The following is a 24,811-nucleotide window of genomic DNA, read 5'->3' on the forward strand; positions in this document are numbered from 1 at the left end:
CCGCTCGCCGCGCGGCGGCTCGCTGCTTGAGCGCGCGAAGTGTCAGGCCGCGTCGGGTCGACCCGAAGGGCGGCGCGCAGCAGCCAAAAGGCGGAGCCTTCTGACCGCGGCCGACTAGGAACCGAGTACGTCTGCGTACTCGGGGTGGCGTTTCAGCCAGGCGACGGCATAGCTGCAGTGCGGGATCAGCGTCAGTTTCTCGGCGCGGGCGTGTTCGGCCAGGGCCTGCATGAAGCGGCCGGCGGCGCCCGTGCCGCGCAGGGCCGGGTGGGCCTCGACGTGCAGGATGACGCGGGCATGGCCGCGCACGGCGTATTCGGCCCAGACGGGATGCTCGGCGCCGTCAGCGTCGGCGAACATCTGCTGGAAACGGTGGTCGGCGGCGTGGTCTTTGAAGGCGGACACGGCGGCTCCTCCTGAAGGGGTCAGATCAGGCCGGCCGATCGTTCAACAGGGCCAGCAGACCCAGAACGCTTTTCACCGTGAACCAGATCGACACCAGCAGCAAAAGAAGTCCGAACAGCAGCAGGAAGGGAATGCCGATCAGGAAGGCCGAGGCTACGGCGCTGATCGCCACCAGCACCCACAGGATGGCGCTGATCCAGAAGACGGACCAGAACAGCTTGATCTGCGCCTCGACGTGCTGAGCCGCCAGACCCGTGGCCGAGCCCCGGTTCACATAGGCCAGGACAAGTCCGACCAGCACCAGCACGTTCGCGCTGGGGATCGACAGGATGTAGAGAATCCACGCCACGACGGCGCCGTCGCGGCCCGCAAACGGGGCGGCCGGGTTCTGATCGCTCATGAAGGGCGGTCCTTTCAGTAGAAGAGGCGACGGGGCGCGGCGATGGGGCGTCCGTTCAGCAGGTCCTTGAGCCCCAGGGCGCCGCGCACGATGGTCCACACGGCCATGATGAACAGGACGAAGACGCCGAGGTTGACCAGGATCAGCACCGCGCCGGCGACGATGGCGCACACCGCCGCTACCAGGGTCCGCTGCTGAAAGATGAAGTGACTGCGCAGGATCGGGTCGACCGGCGCCGAGCGCCCCCATGCGCGCAACAGGCCGATGGCCGCCGCCACGCCGAAGGTCGGCGCCGCCAGCAGGATCAGCGCATAGCCGGCATAGATTCCGGTCAACTCAGCCGAAGCCTCGCCGCTGTTGCTGGTGTAATCGCCGGGCTGAACCATCGGAACCTCTTGTCAGGGCGAAGATGATGGCGGGACGAACGGCCCCGCGCAACCAGCCTCAACGCGAATAGGCGACTTCGCAGGCGGCGGCCGCCGCATCGGGAATGGCGCCGGGCTTCTCGACCCGCACGACGACGCCCAGCACGCGCGGATCGGCCAGACAGGCGACAGCCGTGCGCTCGGCGAAGGTTTCGATCAGGGCGATGTGCGGCCCCGCCGCCAGTTCGCGCACGATGCGGGCGACGCCGTCATAGTCGAGCGTATCGGCCAGCCGCTCGACCGGCGCGGCGCCCAGGTCCAGTTCGACGTCGACCGACAGCGGCTGCAGGCGTCCGTGCTCGTGGTCGTAGAAGCCGATGGAGGCCTCGACCTTCAGGGCGCGCACCATGACCTTCAGGCCCAGGCGGCGCGGTTCGGCGGAAGGCAGGGGGGTGACGACGGCGCTCAAGACCAGGTCTCCGGCGGCAGAAGATCATTGATGCTGAAATCGGTCCGGTCGCACCAGGCGCCCAGCGCCCACGCCCGCTCGGCTTCGGTCAGGCCGCGCGTCAGGACGGTGTTGGTCGGCGTTTCCTCGATGGCCAGCTCGGCCAGGCGGAAGGGCAGGCTCTCGGCCGACAGGATGGCTTCCAGCTTTCGCCACAGAGCGATGACCAGGGCCTCGGTGGTCGGGTCGCCGTCGACCGTCAGCACCTGGTTGAGCCGATGCGGCTCATGCTGCTGGAACCAGACCAGCAGGGGGTCGGCGCGGTTCAGCTGGAAGGCGTGGTCCAGGCTGCGGTCGACGAAGCCGTGCCAGCGCGCCTTCAGCCGCTCGAAGGAGGCTGCATAGTTGGCGCCGCCGAAATCGATCTCGGCCTTCGGCTCAAGCGTCACCGTCACGAACTCATTGTGTCCATGCGGCACGGCGCACTTCGACCCCGCATCGGCGATCAGCCGGTGCGCCATCGAGAAGCGGCGAGTGAAACGGACAGCGGGCATGAGGGTCTCAGGATGAACGGCGGCAGCTAAAGCACCAACCTATCGGCAAATAAAGGTCATGTGGCGGCGAACAACGCCGCTGCTGACGGCTCAGGCGAACTCCAGATCGCGGTCGCGGCGTGTCAGGGCCGCCCCCGCGTCGATCACCAGATTCTGTCCGGTCAGGCTGCGCGCCGTCAGGATGAAGGTCAGGGCGGCGGCCAGATCCTCGACCGTCACGGGCCGTTTCAGCGGCGTGGCCTCGGCTCCGGCCTGATAGTCGGCTTCAGGCCAGCCGGCGGAGGGCAGGGTCAGACCCGGCGCGATGCCGCAGACGCGGATGCGCGGCGCCAGGGCCAGCGCCAGGGCGCCGGTCATATGGGCGATGCCGACGCGGCTGACGGTGTAGGAGAAGAAGTCGGGGTTCGGGGCCGTGACCTTATAGTCCAGCATATTGACCACCACGCCTTCGTCCGCCTCAGGCAGGCGCACGGCGAAGTCGCGGGTCAGGGCCAGCGGCGCCAGGACGTTGACCTCGTGATGAAGGCGCAGATCCGCCTCCTGAAAGGTCTGCAACTGGTCATAGACGAACAGTGAGGCGTTGTTGACCAGCGCCCGCAACGGCCCGAAGGCGAAGGCCTGATCCATCAGGGCGGCGCGCGCGTCTGGGTCCGTCAGCTCGGCCTGAACGGCGATGGCGCGCCGTCCCATGCCCTCGATCGCCTGAACCACGCCCTGTGCGCCGTCCGCGTCGGAACGATAGTGAACGACGACGTCGTAGCCCGCCTGAGCCGCCGCTTTGGCCAGCACCGCCCCGATCCGGCCCGAGGCGGCGGTGACCAGCGCTGCGCCTTTGAACTGAGCCGTCGAAGGAGCGTCCGCGCGCCCGGACTCAGTCAACCCGGCCGAACTCGTAATAGTTGACGGCGGCGATGACGGCGATGAAAACGAAGATGGTGGCGATGGCCAGCATGGTGCAGCTCCTGATTTTGTCCCCGAATAGGGGCAAGCGCGCCCCTGTTCAAGCCGCCCGACCGCGGCCTATCGTTCGCGCATGGCGAACTGGCGCACCCGCATCGAACCCTTCACCCGGCCTTTGTTCTTCGCCTGGTCGCGGATGAGCCGGGGCATGACGCTGGGCGTGCGCGGCGCGGCGGTCGATGGCGAGGGGCGGGTGCTGCTGGTCAAACACACCTATCTGGAGGGCTGGTGGCTGCCCGGCGGCGGGGTGGACAAGGGCGAGACGACGCAGGCCGCTGTCATCCGCGAGCTGCGCGAAGAGGCCGGGCTGATCGTCAGGGGTGAGCCGCGCCTGCTGTCGGTTCATTCCAATGAGCGCTTTTTTCCGGGGGATCATGTGCTGGTCTTCCGCATCGACGCCTTCGACATGACCGAGCGGACCAGTCACGGCGAAATCGCCGAGATCGGCTGGTTCCATCCGGATGCGCTGCCCGAAGATACGACCCGCGCCACCCGCGCCCGACTGGCCGAGATCTTCGGCGGCGCCGCGCCCGATCCGAACTGGTGAGACAGCCGATGCAGTTACCCGTCCTCGCCCTGCTGGCCATGATTATCGGCGGCGCCGCCACCGCCCTGCAGGGACCGACCAATGCGCGGCTGGCCAGCGCGGTGGGGTCGCCGGTCAATGCGGCCTTCGTCTCCTTCTTCGTCGGGACGGTGGCGCTGGGCGTGCTGGCGATGGCGTTGCAGACGCGGCCGGACGTGCAGGCGATGAAGACTTTGCCTGCCTGGGCCTGGATGGGCGGGCTTTACGGCTGCGTCTTCGTGGTGGCGGCCGCCTGGGGCGTGCCCAAGATCGGCGTGGCGCTGACCATCACCCTGATGGTGGCGGGCCAGCTGGCGTTGAGTCTGATCCTCGATCATTTCGGCGTCATGGGCGTGCCGCAGCAACCGATCAGCCTGACCCGCATCGCCGGGGTGGCGCTGGTGATCGGCGGGGTGCTTCTGGTCCGGCGCGGCTGAGCCTATATCCCGGCTGATGACCGAATCGACGTCCGATACTCCGGAAACGCCCGTCTCGCAGGCGAACCCCCTTCCGCTTCAGGCCGCCGAGCTGATCGCGGACGAGGCCCGGCGCGCGCCCGACAAGCCCGGCGTCTATCGCATGTACGGCGAGGACGGCGCCTGCCTCTATGTCGGCAAGGCCAAGTCGCTGAAGAAGCGGGTGGTTCAATATGCGCAAGGGCGATTCCACACCCAGCGCATCGGCCTGATGGTGTCGTTGACCCGTTCGATGGAACTTGTGGTCACCGCCTCCGAGACCGAGGCCCTGCTGCTCGAATCCAACTTCATCAAGAAGTTGAAGCCGCGCTTCAACGTGGTGCTGAGGGACGACAAGTCCTTCGCCGAGCTGATGATCCGCCGCGACCACCGCGCGCCCCAGGTCCGCAAGCATCGTGGCGCCCATACGATTCCCGGCGACTATTTCGGCCCCTTCGCCTCGACCTGGGCGGTCAACCACACGCTGAACACCCTGCAGAAGGCCTTCCTGCTGCGGTCCTGTTCCGACAGCGTCTACGAGACGCGCACCCGCCCCTGCATGCTGCACCAGATCAAGCGCTGCTCGGCGCCCTGCACCGGCCTGATCTCGCTTGAGGACTACGGCGATCTGGTCACTGAGGCCGAACAGTTCCTGCGCGGCAAGTCACGCGCGGTCATCGGCCGTCTGTCGCAGGAGATGCAGGCGGCGTCGGACGACCTGGACTTCGAGACCGCCGCCCGCGTGCGCGACCGGATTCGCGCCCTGTCGGCCATTTCGATGGAAAGCAGCATCAACGCCGACGGCGTGGCCGAGGCCGACGTCTTCGCCTTGCACGCAGAGGGCGGTCAGGCCTGCGTTCAGGTCTTCTTCTATCGCGCGAGCCAGAACTGGGGCGGGCGCGCCTATTTCCCGCGCGTGGACAAGAGCGACAGCGACCCGGAAATCCTCGCCGCCTTTCTGGGTCAGTTCTATGAGGACAAGCCGGTCCCGCGCCTGATCCTGTCCAACGTCCGCCCGCATGAACTGGAACTGCTGGAGGAAGCCTTCAGCATGAAGGCCGGACACCGGGTCGAGATCGCCCGGCCCCAACGCGGCGGCAAGGCCAGTCTGGTCGATCACGCCCTGACCAACGCCCGCGAGGCGCTGGGCCGCAAGCTGGCCGAGAACTCGGCCCAGTCCAAGATTCTGGACGAGGTCTGCGAGGCCTTCGGCCTGGACGCCCGGCCCGAGCGGATCGAGGTCTATGACAACGCCCATATTCAGGGAACCAACGCCGTCGGCGGCATGATCGTCGCGGGGCCTGAGGGCTTCCGCAAGAACCAGTACCGCAAGTTCAACATCAAGGGCGAAGACCTGGCGCCCGGCGACGACTACGGCATGATGCGCGAGGTCATGCGTCGCCGTTTCGGACGGCTGGTGAAGGACGAGGAAGCCGGCGAGGCGGTCGAGCGCCCCGACCTGCTGCTGATCGACGGCGGGGCGGGCCAACTGGCCGAGGTGCTGGCCGTCATGGCCGATCTGGGCGTTGACGACATCGCCGTGGTCGGCGTGGCCAAGGGTCCGGACCGCGACGCAGGCCTGGAGAAGTTCTTCATGCCTGGCAAGGCGCCCTTCATGCTGCCGCTGAAAAGCCCCGCGCTCTACTATTTGCAACGGCTGCGGGACGAGGCGCACCGTTTCGCCAACGGCGCCCACGCCAAGCGCCGCTCGATGGACATCAAGAAGAATCCGCTGGATGAGATCGACGGCGTCGGGCCGGGGCGCAAGAAGGCCCTGCTGCACGCCTTCGGCTCGGCCAAGGGCGTCAGCCGCGCCTCGGTCGCCGATCTGGCCAAGGTGGATGGCGTCAGCCAGGCCCTGGCCGAGCGCATCCACGGCTTCTTTCACAAGTCATGAGAGACGAAGATTCCGGGTTGAGCGACCAAGCGTCGCGGGTCTAGGAACGATCTCATGATCGCCGAACTGACCAAGGGCTACCATCGCTTCCGCGCGAACAGGTGGCCGTCCGAACACGCCGAATACGAGGCCCTGGCCGCCAACGGCCAGAAGCCGCACACCCTGGTCGTGGCCTGTTCCGACAGCCGCGCCGATCCGGCCCTGATCTTCGACACGGCGCCGGGCGAGCTGTTCGTCGTGCGCAACGTCGCCAATCTGGTCCCGCCTTATGAGCCGGACGGCAAGCTGCACGGCGTCTCGGCGGCGCTGGAGTTCGGCGTCAATGTTCTGAAGGTCCGGCACATCGTCGTCATGGGCCACGCCTCGTGCGGCGGGGTGAACGCCATGCTGAACGGCGCCCCCGCCAACTGTCAGGACTTCGTCGCCCCCTGGGTCGAGCAGGCCGCCCCCAGCGTGCGCCGCGCTGTCGAGACCCTGCCCGTCGAACAGGTCGAATGCGCCGCCGAGGAGGCCGTCGTGCGCCTGTCGCTGGACAACCTGCGCACCTTCCCCTGGATCGCGCAGAAGGAGGCGGCGGGCGAACTGAAGCTCAGCGGCCTGCATTTCGGCATCGCGCTGGGCATTCTGTCCAAGCTGACGGGGCCGGGACGCTTCGAGCGGCTGGACTGAGGGCGCACTCGCCGCTTACCCCGCCCTCGCCTCTGGCCGCGAACCATGGCACACCCGGCGTGTTGCAACGGAAGACGTCATGGCCCCTGCCTACAAAGCCATTCCCAACATCCTGACCAGCCTGCGGCTGGCGGCGGGGATCGTCATGTTCCTGCTGCTGGCGGGGGCGACCAGCGGCTTCCCCTTCGTCTCGGCCTGGCTGAGCCCGGACGACCAGTTCGCCATGTACCGGACGGGGTTCTGGATCTTCGTCATCGCCGCCTCGACGGACTGGATCGACGGTTATCTGGCCCGCCGCTGGAAAGCGGAGACGCGCTGGGGCGCCATCCTGGACCCCATCGCCGACAAGATCCTGGTCACCGGCGCCGTGCTGGGCGTGCTGACCTCGGGTTCGGTGCAGCAGATCATCATTCCCTGCGGCCTGATCCTGTTCCGTGAATTCGCCGTCTCTGCCCTGCGTGAGACGATGGCCGGGCGCATCAAGCTGCCCGTCACCCTGGCCGCCAAGTGGAAGACGACGCTGCAGATGGTGGCCCTGGGCTGCCAGCTATTCGCCCGCAACTGGGACGGCTGGGGTCTGCCGTTCGACTATCTGCCGCACTTCCAGTTGTTTTCGGACGCCCTGATCTGGCTGGCCGCGATCGTCACCCTGTGGACCGGTTGGCAGTATTTCAGCGCGGCGCAAAAGCAGATGCGCGACCTGTAGGTCGTTTCGTCGCCTGTTCGGAATGTCAGCGACGGCGATTGCGTTTGTCATGTAACCCATAGGTGATATGTAACCTGTAGGTATCACAGGAAGCGCCGATGGACGACGATCTGAAACAAGCCAAGGCGAAAGAGCGGCGTCGGGTGCGGCGCTTGCAGATGGTGGCGGCGCTCGGCGGGGTTGGCGCGACGGCGGGCGTGCTGGGCGTTGGCATTGCGAAGAGCGGCGAAGGCTGGATGGCGCTCGTCGGAGTCGTGCTCGCCCTTGCGGGGCTGGGCGCCGTCATCGCCTCCTTTTTTCTGGCGGGACGTTTCCTGCCTGACGGCGACACCATCCGGGTCGAGAACGCCAGGGGCGGCTATCGCGATAGTCTGCAAAGCCAGCGGGCCTATTGGGGCGCCTATGCGCCTTTGCTCATTCTGTTTCCGACCTGGAAAAGCATCGAGGCCGCCTGGGCGATCGCCGGGCGTCAGGCTGAAGCCCTGCACTGGATGATGGTGGGGCTGGGACCTTTGTGCGCCGTGGCGATTCTCTTGGTGGTGGCGGGCCTCGACAATCCCGGCGACAGAAAGATGAAGCGGTTGCTGGAGGACGAACTCACTCTGTCATTCCGGCGTTCGGCGCTGAGTCTGGCTTTGGGCGTGGCTCTGGCGGGGATGGTTGTGGTCTTCGCCCTCGGCCTTTGGAAGCCGCAGGCGGCGGTGGCGGCCATGCCGGGGCTGATGTTCGTCACGGCCTCGGCGGCGGGGCTGCGTTACTGGCAGTTGGACCGGCGGGCCGCCGGTGGCTGATCCGCGACTGGTCGTGAAGCTGAAGGCCGTGCGCACGGCGGCGGGTCTGACGCAGCAGGAGCTGGCCGACCGCGCCGGGCTGTCGCGCAAGACGGTGAACACGGTGGAGAACGGGGTCTTCACCCCGTCGGTGCTGGTGGCCCTGACGCTGGCGCGGGCGCTGGGCGTACCGCTGCACGCCCTGTTCACCCTCGAGGACTGAGGCGATTTCCCTTGCGCCGTGTGCGGAACGGCCTACATTACGCCTGCTTATGCTAAGTTTGAGCATAAGTCGGGGCCGCGCAGACGGTCGTTGAGGGAGTAGGGACGATGGCGGACGGCGCTTTCGGTCTGTCGAAGGAACTGGCGGAAGAGACCGCCCCGGTGTGGGAGAAGGTCAAGGACCACGTCACCCCGCTGGAATGGCCCGAACAGGCCCGGCTGATCAGCGAGATCAACCGGCTGAAACGCGAGCGCGATGCGGTCATCCTGGCCCACAACTACATGACGCCCGATATCTTTCACGGCGTGGGCGACTATGTCGGCGACAGCCTGGGGCTGGCCAAGGAGGCCGCCAAGTCCAAGGCCAGGGTGATCGTTCAGGCGGGCGTTCACTTCATGGCCGAGACGTCCAAGATCCTGTCGCCGGACAAGACGGTGCTGATCCCCGACCTGCGCGCGGGATGCTCGCTGGCGTCCTCGATCACGGGGGCGGACGTGCGGCTGATCAAGGAGCGGCATCCGGGCCTGCCGGTCGTCACCTATGTGAACACTACGGCCGATGTGAAGGCCGAGACGGACATCTGCTGCACCAGCGCCAACGCCGTGCAGGTCGTCGAATGGGCGGCGAAGGAGTGGGGCGTCGACAAGGTCATCCTGATCCCCGACGAATATCTGGCGCGCAACGTCGCGGCCCAGACGACGGTAGGCATCATCGCCTGGGCGGGCCACTGCGAGGTGCACAAGCGCTTCACGACGCAGGACATAGCCGACATGCGCGACGCTTGGCCGGACGCCGAGGTGCTGGCCCACCCCGAATGCCCCGAAGAGATTTTGCGCGCCGCCGACTTCGCCGGGTCGACCGCCGCCATGACCGAATATGTCGAGCAGCGCCGGCCTAAGCGGGTGGTGCTGATCACCGAATGCTCGATGGCGTCGAACATCAAGGGCGACGTGCCCGAGGTGGAGTTCGTCGGCCCGTGCAACCTGTGCCCGCACATGAAGCGCATCACGCTGGAGAACATCCGCGACTGCCTGCTGCACATGCAGTTCGAGGTGACAGTGCCGGAGGACATGCTGGAGAAGGCGGCCCTGGCGGTGCAGCGGATGATCGACCTGCCGCCGCCGTCGAAGCTGGCGCGCTATGATCTGGTCAAGGCGCGGCATCATGTCGATGTGGAGCTGATCTGATGGCCCTGCGGCGACGCGGCCCGTTGCGGGGCCGTCGCCGCGCGCCCAGTTCGAACCCATGAGCGACACAGACAACACCCTTCCCCCCGGCGGCCGCAGACCTGGACCCTGGGATGCGCGGCCGGAAGAGACGGCGCCTGCGCCCGCGCGCGAGACGCCGCGCTACAGCGCGCGCCATGAAACGCCGCAGGAGGACAAGGGCCAACACCCCGTATGGGCGGTGGTCTCGACCCTGTTGATGGCGGGGTTCCTGTGGTTTCTGACCGGCAGCTGGGTCGTGGCGGGAGCGGTGCTGTTCGGCCTGTTCGTGCACGAATACGGCCATGTTCTGGCGATGAACCGCGTCGGCATGGGCCCGGCGCGCATCTACATCATCCCCTTCCTGGGCGGGCTGGCGAAGGGCCAGCGCGCGCCGAAGAGCGAATGGCACGGGGTGCTGGTGTCGCTGGCGGGGCCGGCGTTCGGCCTGCTGGCCATGATCCCCTTCGTGGCCGTGGGTCTGGCGATGACGTCGCCGGAATGGCTGATGGGCGCCTTCTTCATCGCCATGATCAATCTGCTGAACCTGCTGCCTGCGCCGCCGCTGGACGGCTCCAAGGCGCTGGGGCCGGTGCTGACGCGGGTGCATCCGCGGCTTGAGCAGGTCGCCCTGCTCGCCGTCGGCGGGTTGGCGGTGTGGTGGGGGCTGTCGACAGGGCGGCTGATCCTCGCCGTCTTTCTGGGTCTGGCGGTGTTCGGCCATCTGAAGCGCGGCGTGTGGCGCGCGGCGTGGGGGCAGTTGAGCTGGCCGGAGGCGGGGCGCAGTCTGGGCCTCTATCTGCTGACAGCCGTGGTCTGCGCGGCGGCGGCGATCGGCGCCCTGCTGCCGCTGACGGGCGGGGCGGTCGAGCCGGCGCTGGAGATGGGCCTGCGCTTCTTCGGCGTGGGAGGCCGTTAGGCGAATGGCGCGCATCCGGCATGACGGCCCTCTGATCATCGGCGGCGGGCTGGCGGGGCTGTCGGCGGCGCTGGAAGCGGCCGGGGCGCTGGGGCCGGACGGCCGGGTGCTGGTGGTCACGCCCGAGCCCTTGCTGAACGCCTGCTCCTCGGCGTGGGCGCAGGGCGGGATGGCGGCGGCCCTGTCGCCGCAGGACAGCGCGGCCCTACACGCGAAGGACACCGAGGGCGCGGGCGCCGGTCTGGTCGAGGCCGAGGCGGCGCGCGCCCTTACGATGCGGGGTCGCGAGACCGTCGAGTGGCTGGCGGCGCTGGGCGCGCCGTTCGACCGCGATGACGATGGCGGCTTCTCCGTCAGTCTGGAGGCGGCGCACAGCCTGCCGCGCGTGGCGCGGGTGGGCGGCGACGGTGCGGGCCGGGCCATTCTGTCGGCCGTAGTCGCCGCTGCGCGGGCGACAAAGGCCATTGAGATCTGGGAAGACGGGCGGCTGCGCGGCCTGATCCGGGACGTCGACGGCCGGGTGCGCGGTGCGGTGATCGAGCGGCGCGGGGGCCGTCTGGACGAGGTGTTCGCGCCTGCGGTGGTTCTGGCCACCGGGGGGATCGGCGGCCTGTTCGAGGCGACCACCAACCCGTCTGCCCTGCGCGGCGAGGGGCTGGCGCTGGCCTGGCAGGCCGGGGCCGAGATTCTGGACCCCGAGTTCGTGCAGTTCCACCCCACAGCCATCGACGTGGGGCTGGATCCGGCGCCGCTGGCGACCGAGGCCCTGCGCGGCGAAGGGGCGCGGCTGGTCGATGGAAACGGCGCCTTCCTGCTGGGCGATCATCCGGACGCCGATCTGGCGCCGAGGGACATCGTGGCGCGGGCGGTGCACGCGGCGCGGGTCGCTGGAAGCGGCGCCTTCCTCGATGCGACCAAGGCGGTAGGCGAGGCCTTCCCGCATGAGTTTCCGGCTGTTTTCGCCGCCTGCATGAGGGCGGGGCTGGACCCGCGCGTCAGCCCGATTCCCGTGGCGGCGGCGGCCCACTATCACATGGGCGGGATCGTCGCCGACGACGAGGGGCGCACCACCATCCCCGGCCTGTTCGCCATCGGCGAGTGCGCGGCGACGGGGGTGCATGGGGCCAACCGGCTGGCGTCCAACTCCCTGCTGGAGGCGGGGGCCTTCGGGCGACGCGCGGGCCGGGCGGCGGCGAGCGAGGTCCAGCCCGAGCGGCGGCCTCTGGCGGCGGCGCCGGCGATGACGGATCTGCCGCCCGAGGCGCTGGCGGCTTTGCGCGCGGCCATGACGCGCCATGCGGGCGTGGTGCGGGACGAGGCGGGACTGACGGCGCTGCTGGTGCTGATCGATGATTTGGCGAAGGCGTATCCGGCCGCGGCGTGTCTGACGGCGGCGCGGCTGGTCGCCAAGGGGGCGCTGAACCGGTGCGAGAGCCGGGGCGGCCACTATCGCCGCGACTTCCCCGACAGCCTGCCGAGGGCCGAGCACACGCGGATGCGCGCAGCGCCTGCGCCTGGACGCGACGAAGAGGCCGAGGCGGCGACGCTCGCCGCCCTGGCGGCCGTGATCTGAATGATGAAGGACGTTTCCGTGACCCGAACTCTGCCGGACCTGTTGATCGAGCCCGTGGTGCGCATGGCGCTGGCCGAGGATCTGGGGCGCACGGGCGATGTGACGGCGCAGGCCTGCATCCCCGAGGGCGCTCGCTTCAGCGCCGTGTTTTCAGCGCGTCAGGCCGGGGTGATGGCGGGCGGTGCGGTGGTGCGGATCGCCGTCCACGCGCTGGACCCGCTGGCGACGGTGACGGTGAAGGTCGCCGACGGCGAGGCCTTCGAGGCCGGAGCCGTGCTGATCGCGGTCGAGGCGAACGCCCGCGCCCTGCTGTCGGCCGAGCGGACGGCGCTGAACCTGCTGGGCCGGATGTGCGGAATCGCCACCCTGACGCGGACCTATGTGCGGGCGGTCGAGGGGACCAAGGCGCGCATCGCCGACACCCGCAAGACCACGCCGGGGCTACGGGCGCTGGAGAAGCACGCGGTCGCCTGCGGCGGCGGGCTGAACCATCGCTTCGGGCTGGATGACGCCATCCTGATCAAGGACAATCACGTCGCCGTCTGCGGCGGGGCGGGCGAGGCGGTTCGCCGGGCCAGGGCCTTTGCACCCCATCTGATGAAGGTCGAGGTCGAGGTCGACGGTCTGGATCAACTGGACGAGGTCCTGCCTGAGCGGCCGGACGTCGTCATGCTGGACAACTTCAGCCTGGACGACATGACCGAGGCGGTTCGACGCGTGCGAGACAGCGCCTTCGGATCAGTGGTGCTGGAGGCGTCGGGAGGGGTGAACCTGAGCACGGTCGCGGGCATCGCCGCAACCGGCGTGAACGTCATCTCCGTGGGAGCCTTGACCCATTCAGTGATGCAGCTGGATATCGGCCTGGACGAGGCGTGACGCCGGTCAGGCTCCGCCCGCTGCAACCGTCGAAGCGGCCGGGGGCAAGGCGGCGGTCTTGATCGTCACAGGCTGGGGCTCGGCGCCGCGCGAGGCCGTGGTGCGCGGCGCGGCGGCCGCAGGGGCGGCAGCCGGGGGAGCGGCGGCCGGGGCCTTGTCGCCGGCGACGGCGGCTTCGCGCGCCAGTACGGCGGTATAGGCGATCGCGCCCGAGACGTTGCGCGCGGCCTCGACGGGGTCGAGGCTGGCCTGAACCAGTCGCGGGGCCTGCTCGACCGGGCCCGAGGGGCGCGGATTATAGGCGAAGGCCTGACTGGCGCCCGAACGACCGCCGAAGCGATAGAAAAGATGGTCGCCGACCTGATTTACGCGGATCAGATTGTTGCGCCACGACGGCGAGACGGCGGTGGTGTGGAAGTGGGTGGCGTTGCCGACGGCGCTGAACACCTGGCCGGACAGGGCCTTGGTCGCGACTTCGCGGGCGCGGTTCCAGGCGCTGCGGTTGACGGCGCCGCGCATGGCGCCGTTGCAGGTGAAGCTGAACTGGCAGCCTGAGCCCCGGTTGGCGCCCTGATAGACGACGGCGCAGACGGTCTTGGGGAAGGCGGGGTGGCGGGCGCGGTTCAGCACCACCTGGGCCACGGCCTTCATGCCGTCGCGGCCCTCGCCGCGCGCTTCATAATAGACGGCCTGGGTCAGGCATTCGAGGTCGCGCGACTGGTCCAGGGCGCCGTCGAGGCGGAAGGGACGGGCGGCGGAAATCTTGGTCGCGCCGGCGGCCTGCAGGTTGGCGCGGCGCAGGCCGTCCTGGCCCTGAAGCTGCTCCAGCCGGGCGGTCAGCAGCTCGGCCTGGCGGTCGCGCTGGGCGGACCCGGCGACGGAATAGGGATCGTGGCGGTGGGCGATGGCCAGGGCGCTGGCGTCCAGGCCGCCGGCCGCTTCGGCCAGGGCTTCCTGGGTATAGGCGCCCTGCAGGCGCTCGGCCTGACTGCGCACGGTCGAGGCCTGGGCGGCCAGGCCGCCCAGATAGGCCCCTCCGACTGCGAGGCCGACGACGCCGCCGAACGCCGCCGCAGCCGTCGTCGGGCGCAGGCGGAATGAGCGGGCGGCGTGCATCAGCGCGCGCGTCTGCGAGGAGAAAGACAAAGGCGTAGTCCTGTACAACAGGGCGAGGATGCCGCCCCCGTAGTTCCCGAACCCTGGCGACAAGGACGCGTCGCGCTTCAAGCGGGTCGGGTGAACGCCGACTGAACGCCGGCCCTCGAAGGCGGGCCTTTATCCATTGGTTTATGGCCTCAATGTGACTGATTCGCTAGAATTGTAATTTCTTCAGCATAGGGAAATTGCCGGAAAGTCATTATTTTTGTTGTTTCAAATCATGACGAAATTGCGCCTGAGACATTCTTGGGAATACCGTATTGTTCTGTTGAACAAAGATTGTGCGGTGCGAGGCGCGGGCATGAATAAGCTATTGGCGGGGGTGTGACATCTTGGATGCCTGAGTCGTGCCTCAGATGGGAACCAGTCGGTAATTTCCGCGTTCCAAGCTGAGCTATTTCAAGGAGTTGACCCCATGACCCGCATCGCTTCCCGCCTGCTCGTTCTGACGCTGGCCGGCGCCGGAGCCCTGGCCCTGTCGGGCTGCGGCCACACGGTGGAACAGAAGGCGGCGACCGGAGCCGTCGCTGGGGCCGTGGTCGGCGGCCCGGTTGGAGCGGCCGTTGGCGGCGCCGCGGGCGCTGCGGTCGGCCACGCTCAAAAGCCGCAGTAACGACGCGTCTCTTTGGCCGCGAAACGCGGTCGGAGGGCGTCAGTCGCCGCTAAATCCTATGAAATCGGGCTGTAGAGCTTGATTTCGGCGCGAAATTCGGCTTTGCCCTCCCGCCGGGCCGAGCGTGCCGAAACGCGCTTTGCGCCCCGTCTTGCGGCCGTCGCTTCGGCGATCGGCCCTATTCGCCGTTTCCATTCCCTATCAAGGACACCCGCCTCTCAGCATGCGCGACCTCAAGAACACCGGCTTCAACGACCGCCTGTCCGCCCAGAAAGACGCCAAACAAGCCCTGCTGGCCCGGTTCAAGCCGAAGCCGACGGTTCAGGACCCCGAGTTCGAGAAGCTGGCCGCCAAGCGCGCCGCCGAGAAGGAGGCGATCCGCCAGCAGCACGAACTGGCCAAGGCCGAGCTGCGCCGTGAGAAGGCCGAGAAGGACGCCGCCCGCCTGGCCGCCGAGATGGCCGCCCAGGAAGAGGTCGACGCCGCCAAGCGCGCCGCCCGCAAGGAGCGCAAGCAGTTGACCAAGGAAGAGCAGAAGGCCGCTCGCGACGCCCGCTACGCCGCCCGCAAGGCGCGCAAGCGCTAGGTTGAAGACGCCCCGGCTCGGGCCGGGGCGTTTACGCGCGGCTCACTGATAGATGGCGCCGTTGCTGGTGCAGGTGCCGGTTCGAACGAGCACGTAATGGGACGTCACCGTTCCCACGGCATGCTCGGCCACTCCAGCATAGCCGTTGTAGCAGACACCCGCCTGATAGCCGACCTGAACGGTCTTGGTTGCGTCGCTGAAATAGATGTAATCGTAAAGGGGTTCAGACCACGGCGTGGCGAGTGCTGCGGTGGATAGAGCTGCGCTTATGACGGCTGCCACACACGCAATAGTCTTGATCGAACGAGCCATGATAAAACTCCGTTGATTGGCGACGTGTGACGCTCTCATAAAAAACGTCTGTTTCTGAAATAGAAAATCCGTGATCGCTGAAATCGAAGGGTTTCATGTGCGCGGCAACGCTCATGCCGGTCTGACGTTACAGGGGCGAAGATTCCTGCGAAGTGATGTCGCCGGCCCCTTGGAACGCAGGCCAGACGACCTAACTGCAAGGCTGATCTTCCCCAGCAATGCCAACAGGAGCCGTCATGAACGCCATCGACACCGGTCTGAAGCTCAAGGAACGCGCTGACGTCGCGCGCGAACTGTCCAAGGCCCTGGCCGACAGCTACGCCCTCTATCTGAAGACGCACGGCTACCACTGGAACGTGCGCGGGCCGGAGTTCTTCAGCCTGCACAATCTGCTGGAAGAACAGTACCGCGAAATCTGGGCCGCGCTGGACGAGATCGCCGAGCGTATCCGCGCCCTGGGCGAACTGGCGCCGCAGAGCGCTTCGGCCTTCGCCAATCTCACCTCGATCAAGGACGGCGATCCTGAGAAGGATTCCGCAGCCATGCTCAAGGAGCTGATCAAGGACCACGGCGTCGTCATCGCCACCGCCCGCGCGGCTTTGGACGCCGCCGATGAGGTCGGTGACGAGGCCTCGGTCGACCTGATGACGGTGCGTCTGGCCGCGCACGAAAAGGCGGCCTGGATGCTGCGCTCGAGCCTCGGCGAGCGATAAGGGCCGGCGGGATTACCGTTCCATCTCACGCAACGGTAATCTTGGCGTCTGAAAAGCGCCGGATTGGGCGATCATGCAGATCGCCGGTTTCCGGCGCAGTCAGGCGTCGCTATACGGACATCGCATGACCCTGGGCCGCCTCACGCCGCTGAAGACGACCGGACGCCGCGCACTGGCTGCGGCGCCCGCCGCCATGGCCGTCACCCTGGCGGCGATGGGCGTGGCCATGTCCGCCAGTTCGACGCCGCGCCCCGACATCGACCGGACGGCCGAGGCGGTGGCGCGCGCCACCGGCGGGGATCTCGGTCCGAACGGCCTGGCGGCGGTGATGGCGCGGATGGACGCGGGCCAACTGGCTGTGGCGCGTCGTCACGACCCGGCTCTGGGGTTGCCTGAACTTTACGGCCTGACTCCCGGTTGGGAGAGTCTGACGCTCGGCGGCAAGCCCAGTCTGGATCAGGGCGTGGCCGGCGTCGCCGCTCAGCAGTTGAACGCCGCAATGCCCAACGCCTTCGGCGCGCTTCAGCCCGCGCTGCCCTTCGTCTTCCGCCCGACGGACGAGGCGTCGCGCCAGCGCGCCCTGCGCTGCCTGACCCAGGCTGTCTATTACGAGGCGGCGCTGGAGCCGACCGAGGGGCAGGAGGGCGTGGCCCAGGTGGTGCTGAACCGGGTGCGCGATCCCAACTATCCCTCCAGCGTCTGCGGCGTCGTCTATCAGGGCGCTGAACGGACCACGGGCTGCCAGTTCAGTTTCACCTGCGACGGTTCTCTGGCGCGCGGCCCGGTGCGCTGGGCCTGGGCCCGGGCCGAGCGGGTCGCGGCGCGCGCCCTGAACGGTCATGTGGCCGAGCGCGTGGGCACGGCCACCCACTACCACGCCGACTACGTCCATCCCTGGTGGTCGCCGACCCTGGCCAAGATCACCCAGGTTGGGGCGCACATCTTCTATCGCTGGAAGGGCGCGGCCGGTGAGACGGCCGCCTTCGTCAATGCATACGCGGGCCGCGAGCCGTCGATCGACGAGGCCCGGTTCGCCAAACCGCGCGTCCTGCTCGCCACGGCGGCCGACAGCGTTGAGGCGGCGCTGGAGGGCGCCAGGTCCGGCGAACTGCGCACGGTCGAGATCGAGGGCCAGACCCGCGTCGTCGGCATCGTCAGCCTGGGCGGCCGTCGTCAGGCCAGCAAGGAAGAAATCGCCGCCATCAACGAGCGGCTGAAGGCCTTTGAAAGCGGCGCTGTCCCCAGCGTGACCGCCCCGCCGCCCGCCGGCGTCACGCCCATGGTTGTCGAAGAGGTCGGCAAGCCTCAAGGTTAATGGGCGGGCGATCAGCCCGTGCCGGTCTTGCGAAGCACGTCGTCATCCGTTTCCGAGACGTCGGGCGCGTATTCCAGAATGTCGGCCGGGCTGCAGTCCAGATAGCGGCAGATGGCGTCCAGGGTGGCGAAGCGCAGGCCGCGGACCTTGCCCGACTTCAGCAGGGATAGGTTGGTCTCGGAAATGCCGATGGCGCGCGCCAGCACGTTCGAGCGCACCTTGCGCCGCGCCATCATCACGTCCAGCCGCACGATAATGGGCATCACACGAACCGCGAGACGTCGTCGTGCACCTCGGCGCCCCAGGCCATGACCCGCGCCACGACGAACAGGATCAGTCCCAGCGCCAGGGCCTTGGCGCTGTCGATCCTCAGCCAGCCCTCGTCGTCGAAACCCGCCAGCGTCACCAGAACATGGCCGAGCGTCGGGGCGACGGCGTAGGCCATCAGCCACAGGGCGATGCGGCCCATGCAGCGGGCGTTCTCCTGGGTCAGGACGACGCCTGAGCCATAGAGGCGGAACAGCTGTCGCAATCCCCACAGCACCGCCAGGGCAGGGACCATCATCACGCTGGCCGACAGGGCCAGAGCGATCTTCTGAACCCAAGGCAGGGCGCCGACGGTGGTCCAGCCGGGCGGCACGGGCGGGACCGTCGCCTCGATATAGATCTGCATCCCGCCGGGGCGGACCTGCAGTCGTGTTCCGACATAGGTCAGCACGGCCACGACGGCGATCGCCAACAGGGCGGCGCCCAGCGCGAACAGCACCGTGAACAGCCACTCCAGCGGGCGGCTGAGCCGCCGGATGCGGACGAAGGCGTCAGGCTCCAGCGGAACCGGCGGGGGCAGGGCGACGACGACCGCCATGGGATAACGCTGCTCCAATTCGATTGACGGCTATATTTTTATGTATTTCGATATGAGCAACAACTCAACCAAGGATACGACATGTCGCATCAAGGCCAAGGGCGCCGGTCGCCCATGATCGCGAGTCTGGCTCTGGCGGCCCTGCTGGCCGGTTGCGCCACCCCGGCCAGCCGCCACCCGTTGACGGTCTCGGACCTGGGGGCGGCGTCGCGGGCTTCGGCGCTGGAGGCGAGCCTGACGCAACCTGGCGTCGTGACCTTCGAGCGCGTTCGTTTCGCACAGTGGACGGCGGGGCGAGGGGTCTTCATCGACCGCAAGGATCCACGTACGGCGGCCGTACCCAAGGGCGATGAAGAGGCGACGATCTATGCCTATGTGGTGGATCACCCTCGCTTCGGACGGGTGATGATCGACAGCGGCGTGTCGGCCGAACTGGGGGAGCGGCTGAACGGTCTGATGCGCCGGGCGGTGTCCGACCTTGATGTCCGCATCACGCGTACCACAGCCCAGTGGCTGGACGGCCAGACGCCGCCGCGCGCCGTCTTCCTGACCCATCTGCATTTCGATCATGTGGGCGGGTTGGTCGACCTTCCGGTCACGACGCCCGTCTATGTGGGTGCAGGCGAGGCTCAGGAACGCAGTCGCGTGAACCTGGTGCTGGGCCGCCCGGCGGACGCCGCCCTGCGCGGCTACGGCCCCCTGCGCGAGTGGCGGTTCGAACCGGATCCCGACGGCCGGTTTGCCGGGGTGCTCGATGTCTTCGGCGACGGTTCGATCTGGGCCATCAGCACGCCGGGGCATTCGGCGGGCTCTACCGCCTATCTGGTCAACGCCGTGGACGGGCCGAAGCTGGTGGTCGGCGACGCGGTCAGCACCCGTCTGGGCTGGGAACAGCAGATGCCGCAGCCGGTCGCGCCCGCCGCCCGCGCCGACGCCGAAGCGTCCGCCCAAAGGTTACGCAACTTTGCGGCCGCGCATCCGAATGTGGAGGTGTTCCTCGGCCACCAATCACGGTCGGAGCAGGCGGAGGCGCGTTGAAACGCCTCCTGAACCTCACCAGGCTCCGATCTTCTCGGCTTCCTTGTGGCTGATGGGGTGGTGGGCGGCCTTGTGGTCTTCTTCGGCGAGGAAGCGGGCGGCTTCGAGGGCGGCCATGCAGCCCATGCCCGCCGCCGTCACGGCCTGGCGATAGACGTCGTCGGTGACGTCGCCGGCGGCCCAGACGCCCTCGATGGCGGTCGCCGCCGTGCCCGGCTTGACCCGCAGATAGCCCCCGGAGTTGGTCTCCAGCTGGCCTTTGAACAGTTCGGACGAGGGGGCGTGGCCGATGGCGATGAAGACGCCGTCGGCGGCAATTTCGCTGATCTCGCCGGTCTTGACGTTCTTCAGGCGCACGCCGGTGACGTTGCGGGCCACGCCGTCGACGACGCCGACGACTTCCTCGACGGCCACGTCCCAGACGACCTTGATCTTGGGATGGGCGAACAGGCGGTCCTGAAGGATCTTCTCGGCGCGGAACTCGTCGCGGCGGTGAACCACGGTGACGGTCTCGGCGAAGTGGGTCAGGAACAGGGCTTCCTCGACGGCGGTGTTGCCGCCGCCGACCACCACGACCTGCTTGCCGCGATAGAAGAAGCCGTCGCAGGTGGCGCAGGCCGAGACGCCGAAGCCCTGATAGGCGGCCTCTGATTCCAGCCCCAGCCATTTGGCCTGAGCGCCGGTGGAGATGATGACCGTCTCGGCCAGGATTTCAGCGCCTGAATCGAGCGTCAGGCGGAAGGGGCGCTGGGACAGGTCGGCCTGGGTCACGATGTCATGCAGGACTTCCGTGCCGACATGTTCAGCCTGGGCCTGCATCTGCTGCATCAGCCAGGGGCCCTGAATGGTCTCGGCGAAGCCGGGGTAGTTCTCGACGTCCGTGGTGATGGTGAGCTGGCCGCCAGGCTGAAGCCCGGCGATCATCACCGGGTTCAGCGAGGCGCGGGCGGCGTAGATGGCGGCGGTCCAGCCGGCGGGGCCGGAACCGATGATGGCGACACGGACGGTACGAGCTTGGGTCATGGCGCCTATTTAGGCGCTGATTCTCTTAAGCGCGATGCCGATGCGACATTTCACGACCTGCTGCGCCGATTGGCGTCAGGCGTGAGCCTGCTGGCCCTCAGCCTTGCGGGCGGCGCGCAGGTTTTCCAGGGTGTCGGCGACGTCAGACAGAAACGCCTCACGTCGTGCGGCCGCTTCGGCAGGGTCGGCGCCGTTGCGCATGACGCGGCCGTTGAAGACGGAGGCCTCTTCGCGGATGCGGGCGACCAGGGCGGTCAGGTGTCCCTTGCCCTTGCGCTGGTCCATCACCTGGGCGTGGTTGTCGGCGTCACGCAGCCGCCGGGCCAGAGCATCATCAACATCCTGTCCCATCTCGGCGCGGCCAGCCATCTGGCTGAAGTCGTGGGCGTAGAGGCGGATGAAGTTTTCTACGATCAATTCGGAGCGTCCTTTCCGTGAAAAAAGAGCGTCAAAGTTCAAGGCGCAGCCGTCCGATCAGCGTTTCCGCCGTCGGGTTAGGGGTCGTGTTTTGCCTTGATCCCGACATATGGGGACGGCGAGGACGTTTCGCCACCCTTGCGGGGCGGGGGGGCGATTTCAGCGGGGTTTGAGGGCCGCCAGAACGGCGCGGGCGGCGCGTTCTGTCTCGTTCAATGGCGCATAGGTCCACGGCGTCAGCGCGCCGTCGAAGGGGCGGGCGGCGCCGCGCGCCTGAAGGTCGGCGTGCAGGCGGGCGAACTTGCCCGGCGCCTTCTTCGCGATCATCGGCAGGACGTGGACCGGCTTGCCGGTTGAGGCGGCCTCGGCGGCCATATTGGCGCTGTCCTCGGTGACGAGGATGTGGTCGGCGGCGTCCAGCATGGCGAAGAGGGGGTTGTCGCCCTCGCCGTTCCACATCCAGCCGGGCAGGGCCGACAGGCGGTCGGTCATCACCGCCTTGGCCGCTTCGGGCGTGCGACGCGAATAGGTCAGCAGCAGGGAGCCGTTTGCGGCGGAGACGGCCTTCGCGATGCGCTCGGCCAGGTCGGCGGCGTGGTCGGGCGGCAGGTCGAAGGCGGCGGAGGCGCCGCCCACCATCACCGCCACGCGCGGATGGGGCAAGGGGGCGATGCGCGCGGCGAAGGCGGGCGCCGCCTTGGCCAGTCTTTCGCGCGTGATGCGGTGGGGGCTGCCGGTGATCGACAGGACGTTGGAGCCGCTGAGGTCGTCATGGGCGGGGGCGACGATCAGGTCGTAGCGGTCGTTGCGCCAGCGCGGATCCTGGGTCTGGACGACAAAGGTCTTGCCGCCGCTCCAGTCGCGCACGCGCGCCGACAGGGGCAGGCTGGCGCGGCCCGTGGCGATCCACAGGTCGGGCCATTCGTTCACGATGCGGGGATCGAAAGAACCCGGCGCCAGCATGGCGGGCGACTTCAGGGCCGACGGGAGCCGGTCGAAGGCGGGGCGCCAGCGGACCTGTTTGATCTCGATCTCGGCGGGGGCCAGGCGGGCGATGGCCTCAGCCAGCCCCAGAGCCTGGTTCTGGATGCCGGTCCGGCCGTCGGAGACGACCCAGATGGAAAGAGGGCGCGCGGCCATGCCGCGCGCCCTGCCTTCAGCCTCGATGTCGGCGGAGGTTACTTCCACTCGACCTTGAGGATCTCATAGGCCTTCACGCCGCCGGGCGTGTTGACCTCGACCACGTCGCCGACCTCCTTGGAGATCAGGGCGCGGGCGATCGGCGAGGCGATGGAGATCTTGCCCAGCTTCACGTCGGCTTCGTGTTCGCCGACGATCTGATAGACGCCTTCTTCCTCGGTGTCCTCGTCGACGAAGGTGACGGTGGCGCCGAACTTGACCTGATCGCCGGACAGTTTGGACACGTCGATCACCTGGGCGCGGGACAGTTTGTCCTCGATCTCGGCGATCGAGCCTTCGATCCAGCCCTGGCGCTCCTTGGCGGCGTGGTATTCGGCGTTTTCAGACAGATCGCCATGCTCGCGGGCTTCCGCGATGGCGGCGATCACGCTGGGTCGTTCCACCGACTTCAATTGCTTGAGTTGATCGTCGAGGGCGCGATAACCCTCGGCCGTCATCGGCACTTTTTCCATTGTGTCGTGAGTTTCTTGCTACGCCCGAAGACAGATGAGAGACGGTTCGGTGCACCGCGGCCACGGGGGCGTCGCGTGACCGGCCAAAGAAGGTAGGGCGCCCAGCGCTCAAACTCAAGATGGGGCAGGCAGGTCGCTGGACGTTGTTCGTCGCGGCGGAACAGCGCAAGGCGCAGGTCGCCTGCATTTCATTCGCCCGCCCTTCATTCGCTGGACGGCGGTCCTGGCAGGCGATCCCTGCCGAAGGCGCGGCGCAGGGCGGTCCAGGCGATAAAGCCCAGCGCCGCAAGCGCCATCAGCATGAAGGCGCCGGATACGACAGCGACGCCTGCCGCGATAAAGGCGATGACGAAACAGACGGCCGAAAACAGGGCCGCGATCACTTGGATTACGGACAGGCGCATGAAGGTGTTAACGCCTCACAAACCGCCGAGTTGCGGCCGAGCTCAGCGTGCGCGCCCGCGTGATCTACGACGCTGCGGCGGCGCAGCCGTGACCGCAGGCGCGTCTTCGGCGGCGCCGCGACGGTGCTTCCACAACTGCCAGGCTATGCCCGCCAGAGCGATCTTGCCCATGTGGCGGCCCATCATCGCGCGGCCGCGACGCGACAACAGCAGACTGCTTACGAGGGTAGGCAGAGTAGGCAGGAACATGGGCGGCGTCTCCAGACGGAAAGGGAATGTTCCTTCCTCAACGACCAGGACGCCGCCCGGTTCAACAGCCTTTACCGTTTCGGCATCAGGGCCTCGGCGGCCAGCACCGAACCTTCGACGCCCAGGGTGACGGCGGGCTCTGGCGTGATGCGGAACAGGCCCGAGTGGTGACCGGCCGCGCCCTTGACCTGGTCGGGCGGCGTGCCGCCGACGCGGAAATAGACGCCCTTCACCCCGAGTTCGGGCGTGACGAACTCGGCGAAGTCCTCGGCGCCCATGCCGGTGCGCGGATTGTCGATCAGCACGTCGTCGCCCAGACCGGCGGTCAGGGCTTCGCGGACGCGGGCGGCCGTCTCGGCGTCATTGATGGTGGGCGGGGTGTTTTCCAGCGGCGACCGCACGACGGTCGGCAGCTTGTCTTCGGGCACGCCCAGGGCGCGGGCAGTGTTCGCCGAGATGCGGTCGATGCCGTCCAGCAGCTTGGCGCGAACCTCGGGGCTGTCCGAGCGGACGGTCAACTGCATGTCGACGCGGTCGGAGATGATGTTGTGTTTGATGCCGCCCTTGATGGCGCCGACCGTGACCACGGCGCCCTCCAGCGGGCTGGTCTCGCGGCTGCGCAGGGATTGCAGCGCGACCACGATGTGCGAGGCGACCAGGATCGGATCGACCCCCAGGTGCGGCGAGGCGCCGTGGGTGGCGACGCCGTGGACGGCGATGTCCACGCTGTCCGAACTGGAGGAGGTGATGCCAAGCGGCACGCCGATCCGGCCCGTCGGGGTGTCGGCCGAGACGTGGAAGGCCAGGGCGTAGTCCGGCTTGGGGAAGCGCGAATAGAGGCCGTCCTGCACCATGGCGCGGGCGCCGAAGATACGCTCCTCGGCCGGTTGGGCGACCAGGACCAGGGTGCCCGACCAGTTGGCCTTGCGCGCCTGCATCTGACGCGCCGTGCCGACCAGGGCGGTGATGTGCACGTCGTGGCCGCAGGCGTGCATGACGGGCTTTTCGACGCCGTCGGTGTCGACCTGGCGCGCGGTGGAGGCGTTGGCCAGGCCCGACTGCTCCTCGACCGGCAGGCCGTCCATGTCGGCGCGGATCATCACCGTGGGTCCAGGGCCGTTGCGCAGGACGGCGACCACGCCGGTGCCGCCGACGCCGGTGGTGACGTCATAGCCCAGGGCGCGCAGCTCCTGCGCCATGCGGGCCGAGGTCTGGACCTCAAGGCCCGACAGTTCGGGGTTGCGGTGGAAATGGTCGAACAGGGCGCCGAGGTTGGCGTCGTAGTCCGCCTTGACGGCGGCCTTCAGCGCAGCGGCGTCGTTCGCGTTCTGGGCGATGGCGGGCGCGGAACCGGCGGCCAGAACGGCGGCCAGAATGGCGGTGAGCGCGGTCTTCTTCATGGTGGGGTCCCCTCCGGTGTCAGGCGCGACCTTAGTCGCTGGAGGGGATGGGGCAACCGGATAAGGCGTGCATTTA

General features: G+C 68.0%; 33 protein-coding genes. 16 read left to right on the forward strand and 17 right to left on the reverse strand.

Translation table 11 applies throughout. The annotated features are described in order from the left end of the window. Nucleotides 1-114: 114 nt before the first annotated feature. The 6 genes from RSD66_RS03170 to RSD66_RS03195 form a co-directional block, all read right to left on the reverse strand. Complete coding sequence (locus RSD66_RS03170) at nt 115-405, reverse strand: GNAT family N-acetyltransferase (RefSeq protein WP_415288958.1); 291 nt, start codon at nt 403-405, stop codon at nt 115-117. A gap of 25 nt (nt 406-430) precedes the next feature. Then, nucleotides 431-805: a hypothetical protein gene (locus RSD66_RS03175; protein WP_415288959.1), complete on the reverse strand. Its 375-nt coding sequence runs from the start codon at nt 803-805 to the stop codon at nt 431-433. A gap of 14 nt (nt 806-819) precedes the next feature. Continuing rightward, nucleotides 820-1,191, reverse strand: a complete 372-nt coding sequence (locus tag RSD66_RS03180) for a serine/threonine protein kinase (RefSeq protein WP_024353705.1) — start codon at nt 1,189-1,191, stop codon at nt 820-822. A gap of 58 nt (nt 1,192-1,249) precedes the next feature. Further along, complete coding sequence (folB, locus tag RSD66_RS03185) at nt 1,250-1,639, reverse strand: dihydroneopterin aldolase (RefSeq protein ID WP_024353704.1); 390 nt, start codon at nt 1,637-1,639, stop codon at nt 1,250-1,252. Beyond that, on the reverse strand, nt 1,636-2,172 hold the full coding sequence (locus RSD66_RS03190; RefSeq protein WP_415288960.1) for a 6-pyruvoyl trahydropterin synthase family protein: 537 nt from the start codon (nt 2,170-2,172) through the stop codon (nt 1,636-1,638). The genes folB and RSD66_RS03190 overlap by 4 nt, the downstream gene beginning before the upstream one ends. Nucleotides 2,173-2,262: 90 nt before the next feature. Further along, entirely contained in the window at nt 2,263-3,051 is a 789-nt protein-coding gene (locus RSD66_RS03195) for an SDR family NAD(P)-dependent oxidoreductase (protein ID WP_415288961.1), read from the reverse strand. A gap of 154 nt (nt 3,052-3,205) precedes the next feature. Between RSD66_RS03195 and RSD66_RS03200 the strand changes: the two genes are divergently transcribed. From RSD66_RS03200 to nadC, 11 genes are all read left to right on the forward strand, one after another. Continuing rightward, entirely contained in the window at nt 3,206-3,679 is a 474-nt protein-coding gene (locus RSD66_RS03200) for an NUDIX domain-containing protein (RefSeq protein WP_415288962.1), read from the forward strand. 8 nt (nt 3,680-3,687) lie between these two features. Further along, nucleotides 3,688-4,134 carry a DMT family transporter gene (locus RSD66_RS03205; RefSeq protein ID WP_415288963.1) on the forward strand — a complete coding sequence of 149 codons (447 nt, stop codon included), beginning with the start codon at nt 3,688-3,690 and terminating at the stop codon, nt 4,132-4,134. A gap of 16 nt (nt 4,135-4,150) precedes the next feature. Further along, entirely contained in the window at nt 4,151-6,049 is a 1,899-nt protein-coding gene (gene uvrC, locus RSD66_RS03210; protein ID WP_415288964.1) for an excinuclease ABC subunit UvrC, read from the forward strand. Between the two features lie 54 nt (nt 6,050-6,103). Then, nucleotides 6,104-6,718: a carbonic anhydrase gene (locus tag RSD66_RS03215; protein WP_346524368.1), complete on the forward strand. Its 615-nt coding sequence runs from the start codon at nt 6,104-6,106 to the stop codon at nt 6,716-6,718. 79 nt (nt 6,719-6,797) lie between these two features. Then, nucleotides 6,798-7,424 (forward strand): CDP-diacylglycerol--glycerol-3-phosphate 3-phosphatidyltransferase, encoded by a 627-nt coding sequence (gene pgsA, locus RSD66_RS03220; RefSeq protein ID WP_024353697.1) that lies wholly within the window; start codon nt 6,798-6,800, stop codon nt 7,422-7,424. 98 nt (nt 7,425-7,522) lie between these two features. Continuing rightward, the gene (locus RSD66_RS03225; protein WP_415288965.1) at nt 7,523-8,215 is read left to right on the forward strand and encodes a hypothetical protein; all 693 of its coding nucleotides are present in this window, start codon (nt 7,523-7,525) and stop codon (nt 8,213-8,215) included. Further along, complete coding sequence (locus RSD66_RS03230) at nt 8,208-8,417, forward strand: helix-turn-helix transcriptional regulator (protein WP_415288966.1); 210 nt, start codon at nt 8,208-8,210, stop codon at nt 8,415-8,417. Before RSD66_RS03225 ends, RSD66_RS03230 begins: the two co-directional genes overlap by 8 nt. Nucleotides 8,418-8,524: 107 nt before the next feature. Continuing rightward, nucleotides 8,525-9,604 carry a quinolinate synthase NadA gene (gene nadA, locus RSD66_RS03235; protein ID WP_415288967.1) on the forward strand — a complete coding sequence of 360 codons (1,080 nt, stop codon included), beginning with the start codon at nt 8,525-8,527 and terminating at the stop codon, nt 9,602-9,604. A 58-nt stretch (nt 9,605-9,662) separates the two neighbouring features. Then, nucleotides 9,663-10,541: a metalloprotease gene (locus tag RSD66_RS03240; protein ID WP_415288968.1), complete on the forward strand. Its 879-nt coding sequence runs from the start codon at nt 9,663-9,665 to the stop codon at nt 10,539-10,541. A gap of 4 nt (nt 10,542-10,545) precedes the next feature. Next, on the forward strand, nt 10,546-12,114 hold the full coding sequence (locus RSD66_RS03245) for an L-aspartate oxidase (protein WP_415288969.1): 1,569 nt from the start codon (nt 10,546-10,548) through the stop codon (nt 12,112-12,114). Next, complete coding sequence (gene nadC, locus RSD66_RS03250; RefSeq protein ID WP_415288970.1) at nt 12,115-12,990, forward strand: carboxylating nicotinate-nucleotide diphosphorylase; 876 nt, start codon at nt 12,115-12,117, stop codon at nt 12,988-12,990. 6 nt (nt 12,991-12,996) lie between these two features. On the opposite strand, the gene RSD66_RS03255 is transcribed toward nadC, so the two are convergent. Next, the gene (locus RSD66_RS03255; protein ID WP_415288971.1) at nt 12,997-14,136 is read right to left on the reverse strand and encodes a cell wall hydrolase; all 1,140 of its coding nucleotides are present in this window, start codon (nt 14,134-14,136) and stop codon (nt 12,997-12,999) included. Nucleotides 14,137-14,563: 427 nt separating this feature from the next. Here RSD66_RS03255 and RSD66_RS03260 point away from each other — a divergent pair, with 427 nt between their 5' ends. After that, nucleotides 14,564-14,761 (forward strand): hypothetical protein, encoded by a 198-nt coding sequence (locus RSD66_RS03260; protein ID WP_024353691.1) that lies wholly within the window; start codon nt 14,564-14,566, stop codon nt 14,759-14,761. A gap of 223 nt (nt 14,762-14,984) precedes the next feature. Then, complete coding sequence (locus RSD66_RS03265; RefSeq protein WP_024353690.1) at nt 14,985-15,347, forward strand: DUF6481 family protein; 363 nt, start codon at nt 14,985-14,987, stop codon at nt 15,345-15,347. A 42-nt stretch (nt 15,348-15,389) separates the two neighbouring features. Here the strand turns inward: RSD66_RS03265 and RSD66_RS03270 are convergent, their stop codons facing one another. Further along, nucleotides 15,390-15,659, reverse strand: a complete 270-nt coding sequence (locus RSD66_RS03270; RefSeq protein ID WP_147399884.1) for a hypothetical protein — start codon at nt 15,657-15,659, stop codon at nt 15,390-15,392. 236 nt (nt 15,660-15,895) lie between these two features. On the opposite strand from RSD66_RS03270, the gene RSD66_RS03275 reads away from it, so the two are divergent. After that, a complete protein-coding gene (locus tag RSD66_RS03275; protein ID WP_415288972.1) occupies nt 15,896-16,372 on the forward strand; it encodes a Dps family protein in 477 nt (158 codons plus the stop codon). A gap of 124 nt (nt 16,373-16,496) precedes the next feature. Continuing rightward, nucleotides 16,497-17,687 carry a cell wall hydrolase gene (locus tag RSD66_RS03280; protein ID WP_415288973.1) on the forward strand — a complete coding sequence of 397 codons (1,191 nt, stop codon included), beginning with the start codon at nt 16,497-16,499 and terminating at the stop codon, nt 17,685-17,687. Nucleotides 17,688-17,698: 11 nt separating this feature from the next. Here the strand turns inward: RSD66_RS03280 and RSD66_RS03285 are convergent, their stop codons facing one another. Continuing rightward, nucleotides 17,699-17,950 carry a helix-turn-helix domain-containing protein gene (locus RSD66_RS03285; RefSeq protein WP_024353686.1) on the reverse strand — a complete coding sequence of 84 codons (252 nt, stop codon included), beginning with the start codon at nt 17,948-17,950 and terminating at the stop codon, nt 17,699-17,701. After that, a complete protein-coding gene (locus RSD66_RS03290; RefSeq protein ID WP_415288974.1) occupies nt 17,950-18,552 on the reverse strand; it encodes a DUF2975 domain-containing protein in 603 nt (200 codons plus the stop codon). The genes RSD66_RS03285 and RSD66_RS03290 overlap by 1 nt, the downstream gene beginning before the upstream one ends. Nucleotides 18,553-18,633: 81 nt before the next feature. On the opposite strand from RSD66_RS03290, the gene RSD66_RS03295 reads away from it, so the two are divergent. Beyond that, complete coding sequence (locus RSD66_RS03295; protein WP_415288975.1) at nt 18,634-19,590, forward strand: MBL fold metallo-hydrolase; 957 nt, start codon at nt 18,634-18,636, stop codon at nt 19,588-19,590. Nucleotides 19,591-19,605: 15 nt separating this feature from the next. Here RSD66_RS03295 and trxB read toward each other — a convergent pair whose 3' ends face one another. From trxB to RSD66_RS03330, 7 genes are all read right to left on the reverse strand, one after another. Then, the gene (trxB, locus tag RSD66_RS03300) at nt 19,606-20,613 is read right to left on the reverse strand and encodes a thioredoxin-disulfide reductase (RefSeq protein WP_415288976.1); all 1,008 of its coding nucleotides are present in this window, start codon (nt 20,611-20,613) and stop codon (nt 19,606-19,608) included. A gap of 75 nt (nt 20,614-20,688) precedes the next feature. Further along, a complete protein-coding gene (locus tag RSD66_RS03305) occupies nt 20,689-21,030 on the reverse strand; it encodes a hypothetical protein (RefSeq protein WP_119412697.1) in 342 nt (113 codons plus the stop codon). 159 nt (nt 21,031-21,189) lie between these two features. Then, nucleotides 21,190-22,218 (reverse strand): mitochondrial fission ELM1 family protein, encoded by a 1,029-nt coding sequence (locus tag RSD66_RS03310; RefSeq protein ID WP_415288977.1) that lies wholly within the window; start codon nt 22,216-22,218, stop codon nt 21,190-21,192. Next, the gene (greA, locus tag RSD66_RS03315) at nt 22,209-22,682 is read right to left on the reverse strand and encodes a transcription elongation factor GreA (protein ID WP_003170051.1); all 474 of its coding nucleotides are present in this window, start codon (nt 22,680-22,682) and stop codon (nt 22,209-22,211) included. Before greA ends, RSD66_RS03310 begins: the two co-directional genes overlap by 10 nt. 203 nt (nt 22,683-22,885) lie before the next feature. Beyond that, the gene (locus tag RSD66_RS03320) at nt 22,886-23,086 is read right to left on the reverse strand and encodes a hypothetical protein (RefSeq protein WP_024353680.1); all 201 of its coding nucleotides are present in this window, start codon (nt 23,084-23,086) and stop codon (nt 22,886-22,888) included. 42 nt (nt 23,087-23,128) lie between these two features. Beyond that, nucleotides 23,129-23,335 carry a cysteine protease gene (locus RSD66_RS03325; RefSeq protein WP_415288978.1) on the reverse strand — a complete coding sequence of 69 codons (207 nt, stop codon included), beginning with the start codon at nt 23,333-23,335 and terminating at the stop codon, nt 23,129-23,131. Nucleotides 23,336-23,406: 71 nt separating this feature from the next. After that, complete coding sequence (locus tag RSD66_RS03330) at nt 23,407-24,735, reverse strand: amidohydrolase (RefSeq protein WP_415288979.1); 1,329 nt, start codon at nt 24,733-24,735, stop codon at nt 23,407-23,409. Between the last annotated feature and the right edge of the window lie 76 nt (nt 24,736-24,811).

This window comes from Brevundimonas sp. S1H14, assembly GCF_047716865.1.
Classification (GTDB): Bacteria; Pseudomonadota; Alphaproteobacteria; order Caulobacterales; family Caulobacteraceae; genus Brevundimonas; species Brevundimonas naejangsanensis.